The 13134-nt window shown below is 44.7% G+C and carries 10 protein-coding genes; 9 read left to right on the top strand and 1 reads right to left on the bottom strand.

All coding sequences use genetic code 11. The features are described 5' to 3' along the window. The first annotated feature begins 507 nt into the window (after positions 1 to 507). From GC096_RS28635 to cysI, 9 genes are all read left to right on the top strand, one after another. Complete coding sequence (locus GC096_RS28635; RefSeq protein ID WP_157256816.1) at positions 508 to 675, top strand: hypothetical protein; 168 nt, start codon at positions 508 to 510, stop codon at positions 673 to 675. Beyond that, the gene (sda, locus tag GC096_RS28640; protein WP_171635070.1) at positions 668 to 838 is read left to right on the top strand and encodes a sporulation histidine kinase inhibitor Sda; all 171 of its coding nucleotides are present in this window, start codon (positions 668 to 670) and stop codon (positions 836 to 838) included. Before GC096_RS28635 ends, sda begins: the two co-directional genes overlap by 8 nt. A gap of 118 nt (positions 839 to 956) precedes the next feature. Then, complete coding sequence (locus GC096_RS28645) at positions 957 to 2756, top strand: cache domain-containing sensor histidine kinase (protein ID WP_171635072.1); 1800 nt, start codon at positions 957 to 959, stop codon at positions 2754 to 2756. A gap of 6 nt (positions 2757 to 2762) precedes the next feature. Next, positions 2763 to 4352, top strand: a complete 1590-nt coding sequence (locus GC096_RS28650; RefSeq protein ID WP_171635073.1) for a response regulator — start codon at positions 2763 to 2765, stop codon at positions 4350 to 4352. 126 nt (positions 4353 to 4478) lie between these two features. After that, on the top strand, positions 4479 to 5816 hold the full coding sequence (locus tag GC096_RS28655) for an ABC transporter substrate-binding protein (RefSeq protein ID WP_171635075.1): 1338 nt from the start codon (positions 4479 to 4481) through the stop codon (positions 5814 to 5816). 82 nt (positions 5817 to 5898) lie between these two features. Further along, positions 5899 to 6777 carry a carbohydrate ABC transporter permease gene (locus GC096_RS28660; RefSeq protein ID WP_171635077.1) on the top strand — a complete coding sequence of 293 codons (879 nt, stop codon included), beginning with the start codon at positions 5899 to 5901 and terminating at the stop codon, positions 6775 to 6777. Positions 6778 to 6829: 52 nt separating this feature from the next. After that, positions 6830 to 7672 carry a carbohydrate ABC transporter permease gene (locus tag GC096_RS28665; protein ID WP_171635079.1) on the top strand — a complete coding sequence of 281 codons (843 nt, stop codon included), beginning with the start codon at positions 6830 to 6832 and terminating at the stop codon, positions 7670 to 7672. Positions 7673 to 7881: 209 nt separating this feature from the next. Beyond that, positions 7882 to 9708: an assimilatory sulfite reductase (NADPH) flavoprotein subunit gene (locus tag GC096_RS28670; RefSeq protein ID WP_171635080.1), complete on the top strand. Its 1827-nt coding sequence runs from the start codon at positions 7882 to 7884 to the stop codon at positions 9706 to 9708. Positions 9709 to 9746: 38 nt separating this feature from the next. Then, the gene (cysI, locus tag GC096_RS28675; RefSeq protein WP_171635088.1) at positions 9747 to 11468 is read left to right on the top strand and encodes an assimilatory sulfite reductase (NADPH) hemoprotein subunit; all 1722 of its coding nucleotides are present in this window, start codon (positions 9747 to 9749) and stop codon (positions 11466 to 11468) included. Positions 11469 to 11774: 306 nt separating this feature from the next. Here cysI and GC096_RS28680 read toward each other — a convergent pair whose 3' ends face one another. Then, complete coding sequence (locus GC096_RS28680; RefSeq protein WP_171635089.1) at positions 11775 to 12962, bottom strand: PASTA domain-containing protein; 1188 nt, start codon at positions 12960 to 12962, stop codon at positions 11775 to 11777. Positions 12963 to 13134 lie beyond the last annotated feature (172 nt).

Genomic DNA, 13134 nt, shown 5'->3' on the forward strand with positions numbered 1-13134 from the left:
AAAAAAGCCCGATAGTCCGATTATGCCGAACTATTTACCCGTATTCCTTCTGGGAGGGTTGTTTTGGTCGATTTAGGTGGGCGTATTAGGACTAAATAAGATTTTATGATGCGGACAGTGAGATTAAATCGGCAATTTCGGACTAAATGGTGCCAGTGGAGGAACCCGAACTCGAGCATGTCGGGAAATCATATGGCGACGCTGCAAGGCATATTGGAGTGCTGTAAGTCGATTATTTCGACTATCTCACACGCATTTACCAATGCATTACTCCTGCACTTTCTCACGCGCGACTTGCGCACTATCCCTACATAGTTCTTACGTACTATCTTGCGCAAACCCGCGCTACTAACCCATTTGTCACGTCTCCCTGAATGCAAACAAAATTACATAATATAGAAAAAAAAGATGTAAGAGATGCAAAAATAAATGCGCTGTTTTTTCACGCACTTCAAGCTAAGATAGAAGTAGGAATTTCCAAATAAATGAAAATCAGGAGGGGTTCATGTGAAATCAGAGCAGTTTAATGGCATTTTTGATTCGGTGTTAACGGATGTTGTACAACAATCTTATGGCAATATATGCTTGCCCTCCGATGAACAAATCCAACAATCGATGAAAAAAATGATGTCGATGTTAGAAGAAAACCCGAAATGGTTGTTGCACAATGAATGATCGCGAAAACTTGAAAGCCATCTCCAATGACACACTTGTTGATGCCTATATAAATGCAAGCCGGATGAAGCTGAGTAAGGAATTTCTCTTGTTTTTACTTTTAGAAATTCAAGCTAGACAAATTAGTTTATTCCGAGAAAATAGTTTGGAAAGCACCAGCTAATGTGTACTCCATATAGAGAGTTTAAAAAAAAGTGTGAATCCTTTACAATGTAACCGACAGGAAACTCCTGACGTTGCATGGTAGGGGATTTTTTGTTTGCGCTAAAGGGAGGGCATTCATGTACATACTTCAGAAATTGATACCCACGAATTGGTTTCGAAATCAACGCATTCGATATAAAATTATTCTCATTTATTTTCCACTGATCTTCGTGCCCTTATTTGTGCTGGGTTTCGTTTCGAACCAAGTGTACACGAACGCTATCGTCAAAAAAACGATCAAAAACGTGTCGGACAACTCCTCCCTCATCATTACCCGCATCACAGGCATGTTAACGAACGTGGAAAGCTGTGCGAATATGTTAACGATTAATCTCAATAAAGTGATCGTAGAAGACCCACAATCCTTAGCAGCACCAGAAACTAGCCTCCAAATGTACACGCAGATCACGAATCAGCTGAGCTTTGCCTTGCTCGTTTTCCCCGATGTGCAATCAGCTGCATTCATTGATACGAATAATCGGATCTATGGCTCACATGTATTAATGGAACGGAATCGCGAGTGGATTGCCACGAGTCCCTTGTTAAAGCAAATTGATTCGTCGAGCGGCAATAACATTTGGTTCCCGATGCAGCGCAGAGATTATTTAACCAACGGTTCGCAAGAAACCGTGATGACGTTAGGGAAGCGGATCGTAAATATATACACCGGACAGAAATTAGGCCTGCTTGTACTCAATATCAAAGAAAGCTCCTTATCCGCGATTTATCAGAAAATCGGTTCTATCCAAGATGGCAGTTATTTTATCGTGGATGATGAAGGTGTTGTTACCTCTTCGCAGCATCCAGAGGATGTGCTCCAAGAAGTGGCCAATCCCGAGATGAAGGGCTGGATCACCTCTAGCAAGCATGTTACCGAACCGACTTCTTTCGAATATGAGAAAACTCTAGTCGTGAGCTCCGATGTCCCTAGCTTTGGTTGGAAATTGATTTCGATGGCACCTCTTGCTTCATTGACGGCAGATACGCGCAAAATAACGTTACTCATCGTATTGCTGGGTATTGTCTGCCTCTTTTTTGCCCTTCTTGGCGCAGGCATGCTCTCCCAATTGATCGCTAAGCCCATTATGGGGCTCACGAAATACATGAAGAAGGTCAAGGAAGGCAGCTTAGACATCGAATTCCAAGTAAATTCAGAAGATGAAATCGGGATGCTGTCTTCTGGCTTTAATGCGATGATTCGGCGGATTCAAGAACTTTTGACCAACATTAATTGGGAGCAAAAGAAGAAGCGGGAATACGAGCTTGCCCTGATTCAAGCGCAAATTAAGCCGCACTTCCTCTATAATACGTTGGATGTCATCTATACGCTGTCAGAAATGGGACGAACCCGCGATGTGCAGCGGACAACGAAAGCATTGGCCGATTTCTATCGCGCTGCGCTTAGTAAAGGCCGCGAAACCATCACGATTGAAGAAGAAATTCGCAATGTAAAAGATTATTTATCTATCCAGCGAATTCGCTATTCCGATGTGTTTACCTATGAATTTGATATTCATAACGATGTGTTAAGCGGTCAAATTCCGAAACTGACTATACAGCCGCTTATCGAAAATGCCATATATCATGGGCTCAAAACGAAAGGAAGTCTTGGACTTCTCAAGGTAACAGGCGAAATTGTCGATTCCAAAATAAAAATCATCGTCGCGGATGATGGCGTGGGCATGGATTCGGAGCGGCTCAAGGCCATTGTGAAAAAGACGGAATCTCCTCAGGAGGCTGTCGGATATGGCTTCAAGAATGTGAACGACCGTATCCAATTGTACTATGGAGATGAATATGGCTTACAAATTACAAGTGAACTAGGACAAGGCACGGAAGTTACGCTATGGTTGCCTTTTAGGTGGGATGAGGAGTAGATGCGCATGCAGAAAATAGTAATCGTCGATGATGAATCGATTTTCCGAGAATATTTGCGTTCAGCATTAGATTGGGAGGCTTATGGCTTTGAACTTTGTGCCGAAGCGAAGAACGGAATTGAAGCCCTCGAGCAAGTTCAATTACATCAGCCTGATATAGCGCTTGTCGATATAACAATGCCTTTCATGGATGGTTTGACCCTTACGGAGCAATTGAAAGAGCACTATCCAGCAACGAGTGTGGTCCTCATCACAGGACATAATGAATTTGACTATGCGCGCAAAGCGTTAAAGCTGGGCGTGGAGGATTATATCCTCAAGCCCTTTTCCAAGGATGAACTCATCCTAACGTTGCTTAAGCTGCAGAAAGAACACGAAAAAGCACGGGAAGAAAGATCCACGCTCAAAGAGAATCAGCAAATGATGAAAGAAAGTTACTTGAACCATTTGCTTAGCAGTGACTATCACCATTCTCCTGAGGAAACGACGCAGAAGCTCCAGCAACTCGGGGAGTCTTTCGCCTCTTCCTTGTTCGTTGTTGCGTGTATTGAAATTGACCATATGGATGTCAAATGGAATCAAGTGAGCGAACGCTTACTGTGGAAATATGCCGTGACGAACATTTTGAACGAAGCGATGGAGGAGACTGGACATCACCTTATTTTCAACGGGCCAGAAGGACGGATTATTTGTCTGGTCGAGCACCAAGGGGGGAACGATCTCGAGGTTCCTGCGTTAGAGGGATATGAGAAGCTTATTTTTTTGATCAAAAAATACCTGAAATTCACGATCACCATTGGCGTCGGTCGCAGTCAGTCTGGCTACATAGGCATTCGCACCTCCTATTTGGAGGCGCTGGAAGCCCTTCAGAACAAGTTCGTATTAGGAAACGACCGTGTAATCGCCTATGGCTCTAGTGTGCTTGATTCTGGCAAGCAGGCGCTCTACCCGACGGAGATCAACGAGGAGCTGCTCGTACTCTTGCGCATGCATAATTCGGAGAAGGTAGAAGATAAACTGGAAGAAGTTTTCCAGTCTATTCGTGAGCAACGATTATCTTTGGAGTATACCTATGTGATTTCCATGGGGCTAATTTCCGTTTGTCTGTCTTATATCACAGAGATGGGGCATCCCATCGAGGACTGCTTTGGCGAAGCCTTTTACCCCTATAGTGAAATCAAGCGGTTGGGTTCCATAGAGAGCACATCGACTTGGATCAAGGAGCTTTTCGCTAAGGCGATTCAATATACGAACAAGCACAAGAAGACGAGATCCTCGAAAATTGCCCAATCAGCCAAAGAGTATATCGAGGGTCAATATATGGATTCGGAGCTCCAATTGGATCAGATTGCCCAGCAGGTGTTCATTAACCCAAGCTACTTGCGGGCGATATTTAAGAAGGAAATCGGCATGACGGTAACGGATTATGTGACCCATGTACGTATGCATAAAGCGAAGGAATTACTAGGCAAAGGCAACATTCGTTTGGCAGATATTGCGGAGCAGATTGGGGTTAATGACCCTAGTTATTTTAGCAAAAGCTTCAAGAAATTCTTCGGCTATTCGCCAAGTGAGTATGAGAATAATCGCATATAACGACTGCACACGAATGTGCGGATTTTACCAGAAGCCCTCAGTTATTCCATTATCACTGTGGGTTTTTGCCTCTATACTGAGGATGTAAAGAGGAGAAACGCACAAGAATTATTGGGAGGTCTACACATGAAAAAGATGGCAGTTACTCTCGTAAGCTTACTCGCGGCGACTAGCCTAGCAGCTTGCGGTTCCACAGAAACACCGAAGGAAACAACCAGCGCGGCCCCGGCGGCAACAGCTGCAGCAACACCAGCACCGGCTAAGGCAGAAGCGAAACCAGTCAAACTTAGAATTTATGCCCAATATGCAGATGAAGATACGAAAACACCTTATGACTATGCGGTAGCTGAATTGAAAAAGGAAATGCCTAACGTAGAGCTTGAGTTGGATATCCAAGCACAAGATGATGGACAGAAGTTAAAGACATATGCAGCGACGGGGAACCTTCCTGACATTTTCCAAGCAGGTCTAGACATTATCGACACGTTCAAAAAATCAAATAACATTCTGATATTGGATGAGTATGTAACGAAGTTTGGCTTCAAGGAGAAAATGCAGCCGAGCGCAATGAACACATTGGTGACAGATGATGGTCACACATATGCATTCCCGTATGCAGGGAACGAAGTAGCCCTGTTGTACTACAACAAAGATTTGTTCCAACAAAACGGCGTGAAAGTTCCTACAACCTACGATGAAATGATGACGGCTGTTAAAGCATTCAATGCGAAAGGTGTGACACCGCTTTCCATTTTTGCCAAAGAGAAATGGCCTTGCGTAGCGCTGTATGACATGTTCGTTACACGTGCGGAACCAGGCGGTATTAACAAATTGGATAAAGGTACGGCGAAAGCAGACGACGCGGCTTACAAATCAGCTGCTGACAAAATTATCGAGCTTGTGAAAGCGGGCATGCTGCCAAAAGGCGCAACCAACTTGAACTATGACCAGGCAGCGGCACTTTACCATGAAGGTAAAGCAGCAATGTTCATTAACGGTCAATGGGAAATTGAAGCAGCAACCAAGGCACTTGGCGACAATGCCGGCTACATGTACTTGCCTGCAGCTGATGCAGCCGCCTATGAAAAAGGTAAAACAGCATTCAGCGGCAGCGGTGGTCCAGGTGGATATGCTGTATCTGCAAACACGAAAGATAAAGAGCTAGCAGCGAAAGTGGCATCGTTCATTTCCTTGAAATATGCCGAATACAAGTTCACGAACCGCAGCAACCCGATCGTAGCTACCAAGGTGGATAAGCCGATTGTGAAGCAGTTCCCTCCAATGATGGATCAACTTTCCAAGGATATTCCGAAAATCACAAGCACAACCGCTTTCTCATGGGGCTTGTCCAATCCGAAATTCAAGGCAGCGCTTGAAGATGCAACACAAAACCTAATGACAGGTAACTACACGTCCGATCAATTCGTCAAAGATTTGAATAAAGCAGCAGTAACAGCGAAATAAATGTGATGCTATGACATGGGAGACTCACCCTGGAACGCTCCACCCCAGAGTGAGTCTTTTACTCTACAAGGGAAGTGATGACATGCGCAAATTCATGGGAAATAAAGCAGCCATTATGCTGTTCACGCTGCCGGCTCTCCTTTTGTATACAGTGATCGTGTTTTATCCGATTTTACAAACCTTTTACCGCAGTACCTTCGAATGGGATGGCTTGAGCGAAGGCACGTTTATTTTTCTGGATAACTACACACGTTTGTTTCAAGATAGTATTTTCTACACGTCCCTCTATAATGGACTCGTGTTTGCAGGCATCCTAGCCGTTGTGCAGATTGGGATCGGTTCTGTGCTTGCTTTTGCCGTAGCAGAGGGCTTCAAAGGGAGTAAACTTCTACGCATTTCCTACTTCATTCCGGTCGTACTTTCCATTACTGTCGTCTGTCAGCTCTGGTTGGCGATGTATAACAGTGAGTATGGTTTGATTAACAAAGTATTCGAAGCATTAGGAATCTCGTACCGTCAAGACTGGCTTACGAATAGCAAAACAGCGATCTTTGCAATTGCTTTTGTAAATGCTTGGCAGTACATGGGGTACCAGTTTGCGCTGCTTCTTGCGGCAGTGAAGTCCGTGCCAGAACAGTACTTAGAGGCTGCTCGTATCGATGGCGCTTCCAAATTCAAAGCACATATGAAAATTACGATTCCGATGCTGGCTGAGACGTACAAATTTTGCCTAGTCCTCGCGATTACAGGTGGGTTGAACGCTTTTGCTAACATGTTTATCATGACAGGCGGCGGGCCAGGTAACTCCACCTACACGTTGACGTACTTGATGTACCGTTCTGCTTTCCGTGTTGGCGAATTTGGCTATGGCAGTGCGGCTGCAGCGTTCCTTGTTATTGAATGTTTGATCGTAACGTTAGCGATTAACAAGCTTATTGCACGTGAGCGTATTACCTACTAAGCTAATGCTTACGATGCCAGTTTTCTTACGAAAACTTTAAGGAGGATGACAAATGAATGGTATCATGAGATTTCGCAAAAAAAATCCGCTCCTTGGCATCCTTTTATGGGTGTATGCGGGGTTGTCGGTGTATCCGTTATTGTGGATGATTTTCTATTCGCTGAAAAATAACAATGAAATTTTCGTAACGAATCCTTTCGGAATTCCAACGCATTTTCGCTTCGAAAATTATGTGGACGCGTGGTCCAAATTTAATGTACCGCAGTACTTCAGCAACAGCTTGCTCGTGGCTGCCTGTACGGTTGTAGGAACGATTGTGCTCTCTGTAACGTTTTCCTATGCAGTAGCTCGCATGCAGTGGCGTTTCAAGGAAGTAGCAAGAATCTATGTAGTCATCGGGATGTTCATTCCGGTACAAGTTATCATGATCCCTTTGGCTATTCTTGTTCGTGATTTCCATTTAGCTAACACGTATGGTGCACTCATTGTTCCTTATATTGCCTTTAATATTTCGTTCTCCAGTATGGTGTTTTACGGCTTCTTTCGTTCAATTCCGGTTGAGCTTGAAGAATCTGCCTGCATGGATGGGGCGAGCATCTATCGGACGTTTTACACCATTATTTTGCCTATTATCAAGCCGGCAATGGCGACGATGGTCATTTTCGTCTTCTTATCCTCTTGGAATGAATTCACGATGGCACTTATTTTAATTACCAAAGAATCACTGAAAACCTTACCTCTCGGATTACTGTTCTTCCAAGGCCAATTTACAACGAACTGGGGTGCAATGGGGGCAGCGATGACGATTGCCAGCTTGCCAACCGTCTTGGTTTATATCCTCTTCAGTGAACAAGTTGAGAAGGCGATGACCGTAGGGTCCGCTGTGAAAGGTTAAATTATTGGCTGAAAAGTTGAAATGACCCCAAATTGGGGTCATTTTTTGCATGAAAAGTGCTCATTTAACCATATATCAATAACCCTTATAAGTCTCATAAGATGATTCTAATTGACCTATGGAGCGCACTATGTTAGTTTTCAATGGAGAGTAAAAATAGTGCGAAAAATAGCAAAGCTTATCAATACATGCTGATGAGGTGGATTTTGTTGGAACTTCAAGTCTTAAACAGTCCTTTTAACCAAGAGCAAGTTGAATTGCTCAACCGCGTCCTACCAACGTTAACGGATACTCAACGTATTTGGCTGAGTGGCTATCTAACAGCTCAACAAGGTTCGACAAATTCTGTGGCAGCACCTGCGACTACCGTACCAACGGCTGTAGCTAGTCAACCTGTCATTTCCAAGGAAGTAACTGTCTTATTCGGATCCCAAACAGGTAATTCTCATGGATTAGCTAAAAAGCTAGCGAAGAAGCTAGAAGAGCAGTCGTTCCAAGTTACGCTTTCCTCTATGAGCGACTTCAAACCGAACAATTTGAAAAAGGTTCAAAACCTTCTCATGATCGTTAGTACGCATGGCGAAGGCGATCCACCGGATAATGCGATCTCATTCTACGAATTCCTTCATAGCAAAAGAGCACCTCAATTAGAAGAACTTCGTTATTCCGTTCTTTCCTTGGGTGATACGTCGTATGAGTTCTTCTGTCAAACAGGTAAAGATTTTGACAAGCGTTTGCAAGAGCTTGGTGCCAAATCATTAACTGAGCGTGTTGATTGTGATGTTGACTTTGATGAGCCGGCTGCGGCTTGGGTTACAGGCGTGTTGGGTGCTCTAAGCGCTTCATCGGCTAGTGTTGTTGTTGGTGGTTCAACTGCTGCGGCTGGAAGTGCGGCTTCCACGGAGTCGGAATACTCCAGAACGAACCCGTTCCAAGCGGAAGTACTTGAGAACTTGAACTTAAATGGCCGCGGCTCCGATCGTGAAACGCGCCATGTGGAAATCTCCTTAGAGGGTTCCAATCTGCAATATGAACCAGGTGACAGCTTGGGTGTATTCCCAGAGAATCATCCGCGTCTAGTTACTGAATTGATTCAAGCCATGGACTGGAATGCAAGTACGCCAGTTGCAGTAAACAAAAATGGGGAAGAACGACCTTTGCAAGAAGCGCTTACTCGTTACTACGAAATCACTACGTTGACGAAGCCTTTGTTAGAGCAAGTTGCAAAGCTTTCTTCAAACGAGAAGCTTCAAGCGCTTGTTGCTGCTGGCAATGAAGCTGAGTTGAAATCGTACATCGCTGGCCGCGATTTATTAGATTTAGTGCAAGACTTCTCCTTACAAGGTGTGTCTGCTAGTCAATTCGTAGCCGTGCTTCGTAAACTGCCTGCTCGCTTGTATTCCATTGCTAGTTCATCCAAAGCTTCACCAGATGAAGTGCACATCACTGTACGTGCGGTTCGCTATGAAGCAAATGGACGTAATCGTTACGGTGTTTGTTCCGTTCACTTGGCAGAGCGTGCACAGTCAGGTGCAGCGTTGCCGGTTTACATTCAGAACAACCCGAATTTCAAGCTTCCTGAGAACCCGGAAACGCCAATTATTATGATTGGACCTGGTACCGGCGTAGCGCCATTCCGTTCTTTCCTTGCAGAGAGAGAAGAGACGGGTGCAGATGGTAAAACGTGGTTATTCTATGGAGATCAACACTTCGCTACAGACTTCTTGTACCAAGTTGAATGGCAGCGTTGGTTGAAAGACGGCGTTCTAACGAAACTAGACGTAGCTTTCTCCCGTGATACGGATCAAAAAGTATATGTACAGAACCGTATGTTAGAGAAAAGCCGCGAGCTGTATCAATGGCTGCAAGAAGGCGCTGTTGTCTATATTTGCGGTGACGAGAAGAAGATGGCACATGATGTGAATGCTGCGCTGCTCACGATTCTTGAGCAAGAGGGCGGATTAAATAACGAAGAGGCCGTGCAATATTTGGCTAATATGCAACAGCAAAAACGTTATCAACGGGATGTTTATTAAAACGGGATCCCCGCGATCGCGAGAGGAGAAAGCTCAAGATGTCAGAAAATAATTTACTATCGAAGAATAGTGCGCCGCATAGTGATGTTGAACAAATTAAAATCCGCAGTAATTATTTGCGCGGAAGTCTAGAAGAAACGCTTGAAAATCGCATCACCGGTTCCATCCCCGAGGATGACAACCGTTTGATGAAATTCCACGGCAGCTACATGCAAGACGATCGTGACTTGCGTAACGAACGTGCGAAGCAGAAGCTTGAACCTGCCTACCAGTTCATGCTGCGTGTACGTGCGGCTGGCGGTATCGTAACGGCTGACCAATGGTTGATGATGGATCGTGTAGCTCAGAAGTATGCGAATGGCACCATTCGTCTTACAACGCGTCAATCCTTTCAGCTGCATGGTGTAATCAAATGGAACATGAAGAAAACGATTCAAGAAGTTAATGCATCCATGCTAAGTACGCTTGCTGCTTGTGGTGACGTGAATCGTAACGTGATGTGTAACCCTAACCCTTACCAATCCGAAATTCACGGCGAGGTATATGAGTGGGCGAATCGCATCTCGAACCACTTGGACCCACGTACGAGAGCGTATCATGAGATTTGGTTAGACGGCGAGAAAATCGTCGATAGCCGCGACGATGAAGAGCAAGAACCAATTTACGGACATGTGTATTTGCCTCGTAAGTTCAAGATCGGTATCGCAGTCCCACCATCCAACGATGTAGATGTATATTCGCAGGATCTTGGTTACATCGCGGTTATTGAAGATGGTCGTTTGGTGGGCTTTAACGTATCCGTCGGTGGCGGTATGGGGATGTCTCATGGTGATGTCAAAACGTATCCGCAAGTTGGTCAAGTGATCGGCTTCATTAAGCCGGAGCAGGCTGTTGATCTAGCTGAGAAAACCGTCATGATCCAACGCGATTACGGTGATCGTTCCGTTCGTAAACATGCTCGTTTCAAATACACAATCGACGATCGTGGTATTGAGTGGTTCGTGAATGAATTACAAACGCGTCTAGGTTGGAACCTTGAGCCAGCTCGCGCCTTCCATTTCGAATCCAACGGAGATCGTTATGGTTGGGTGAAGGGTAGCAATGGCAAATGGCATTTCACAATGTTCATTCAGAACGGCCGCGTGATGGATGATGGAGACTACCGTCTGATGACAGGTCTTCGTGAAATTGCTAAGATCCATAGTGGTGATTTCCGACTTACGTCGAATCAGAACTTGATCATCGGCAACGTGAGTGCTCAGAAAAAGAAGAAAATCGAAGAGTTGATCAAAGATCACGGCATTACGGATGGTCTACACTACTCCGCATTGCGTAGAAACTCGATGGCGTGTGTTGCGTTCCCGACTTGCGGACTCGCGATGGCGGAATCGGAGCGTTACCTACCTTCTTTGATTACGAAAGTAGAGTCCATTCTTGAAGGTGTAGGTCTTCGTGAGCAAGAAATTACGATTCGGATGACAGGTTGCCCTAATGGTTGCGCACGACCTATGCTGGCTGAACTTGCGTTCATCGGTAAGGCTGCAGGCAAGTACAACATGTACCTTGGTGGCGGATTCGCAGGAAACCGCTTGAATAAATTGTACAAAGAAAACATCGGTGAATCCGAGATTCTGGATTCCTTGCAAACGATCATTCCTCATTATGCCAAAGAGCGTCAAAATGATGAACACTTCGGTGACTTCGTCATCCGCGCTGGCTACGTGAAGGAAGTTCGTTCGGGTCAAGATTTCCACGCATAAAATGGAAAGAGCAGTTCGAGTCGTTCGCGACTTGAGCTGCTTTTTTTTAAAATGCGATACAGATGGAAAATCTCCATCTAATTCCTTCGATTTTTCTTCGAAAAGGAAAATAACTGGAAAAACTCCAGCTATTTTCGGTCATTTTCTGCGATACTAACAGAAATACCAAAATTAGCTGGAGTTTTTCCATCTAAATGTAGAATACGGCTGATTTACATGAAATTAGCTGTATATTTTCCAGCTAAGCCTGGAGATTGGAAGTTTCCCTATCCCCGCTCTCAGTAACTCATTCCCTCACTTATCTCCTCACTGTGCCCCCTTGCTCACCCAAAACGTCACATTATCCCCGACCAAGCCATTCGTTCCAGCTTTTGGATCTTGTTTCGTGACTGTACCTTTAGCAAGCGTGCTTGTTTCGATTAAGAAGTTGTAATGGAGTCCAGCTGCTAGTGCCAATTGTTCCGCATCCGCTTGTGTCTGGCCTATAAGATTAGGTACGACGGTGCTCTCACCCTCTTCTTTCAAGCTCGTTAGTTTAGCAGTGGCAGTGGCGCTGGGACTGGCGGTAGCAATTGGTGTACTTGTTGGTGTCGGAGATAGGATCACGACAGTTTCTACTACCTTTGGCTCTGGCCAAAGATACCACACGGAGATTATCCCTATCACGAGAGCTGAAACCGAGCCTAGCGCAATTAATTTAGCGGAACGATTAGAACGCGTGTGGCTCTCATATTGAACAGTTGGCAGTACTTCAGTCGATTCCTCAGGGATCGGCTCATCATGCTGAATACTTTTGTTGCTCGGGACAGAAGGAGGTAAACTCCGCAATCCGAAAACGAGCGACGATAACGAGGACTGCCCATGACAAATAAATTTGATGAGGCGAATCAAAGCTAATTTTTGCTCGGTCGTCGCACTTGGAATCGAAGCGCGCTCCAGACTCGTATGCATAACCTCGAATGTATCGGAGATGGTTTCGCTCCCCGTAAGCAGCTGAATCATTAATCGGCAAAGCCCAACGGCTCCCTGCTCTTGAGGTTCATCTTCTTCCCAATAGTTGATGACGGAAAGTTTATTCTGATCGGTTAACCATAAATTATCTGGACGTACAGAAAAGCCTGTAATCTTTTCTTCCATAGCATCTAGCAAGGAAACTCCTAAGTCGCTAATAATAGCGACAACAGCGGCATAGGTCCATTTGCGTTTGAACATGGTATGGGCAAACAGCGAACCACTTTTTGCTTGTAAAATAATGGTGACGGCATCCTGAGCGATAGATGTATCCAACATGTGATGAAATCCATCGTGAATAAACGCGGCTTTATCCTGAAGTGAGCTTATGTAATCGACACCAAGTTGATTGTGACGAAGCGCTTTACGATACAGTAATACTTTGCGAGTCAGAAATACATCATCACCATAATGGAGAGTTCCATGAGGGAAAGAGACGATTTGTGTACTTGGCACGTATCGTGTACCTATTCGATCGGGCATGGAATAACCATCCTCTCTGGCGTGTATGATTGGTTTACTCTTTATTATAAAGGATTCGAAGGCAGATAGGAATTTAGGAGTACTCGTTATAAAAAATCACATAATTAAGTGAAAAATTTGTGGAATTTTATCAAAATAGTTCGAATTGCCTGTATTTTGATAGGATTCGTTG

Source organism: Paenibacillus plantarum (assembly GCF_013141695.1).
Classification (GTDB): domain Bacteria; phylum Bacillota; class Bacilli; order Paenibacillales; family NBRC-103111; genus Paenibacillus_E; species Paenibacillus_E plantarum.

Excerpts from the sequence above, each read along its gene's own strand:
- sda (WP_171635070.1), top strand. The coding sequence starts at position 668 with ATGAATGATCGCGAAAACTTGAAAGCCATCTCCAATGACACACTTGTT.
- GC096_RS28645 (WP_171635072.1), top strand. The coding sequence starts at position 957 with ATGTACATACTTCAGAAATTGATACCCACGAATTGGTTTCGAAATCAA.
- GC096_RS28650 (WP_171635073.1), top strand. The coding sequence starts at position 2,763 with ATGCAGAAAATAGTAATCGTCGATGATGAATCGATTTTCCGAGAATAT.
- GC096_RS28655 (WP_171635075.1), top strand. The coding sequence starts at position 4,479 with ATGAAAAAGATGGCAGTTACTCTCGTAAGCTTACTCGCGGCGACTAGC.
- GC096_RS28660 (WP_171635077.1), top strand. The coding sequence starts at position 5,899 with ATGCGCAAATTCATGGGAAATAAAGCAGCCATTATGCTGTTCACGCTG.
- GC096_RS28665 (WP_171635079.1), top strand. The coding sequence starts at position 6,830 with ATGAATGGTATCATGAGATTTCGCAAAAAAAATCCGCTCCTTGGCATC.
- cysI (WP_171635088.1), top strand. The coding sequence starts at position 9,747 with ATGTCAGAAAATAATTTACTATCGAAGAATAGTGCGCCGCATAGTGAT.
- GC096_RS28680 (WP_171635089.1), bottom strand. The coding sequence starts at position 12,962 with ATGCCCGATCGAATAGGTACACGATACGTGCCAAGTACACAAATCGTC.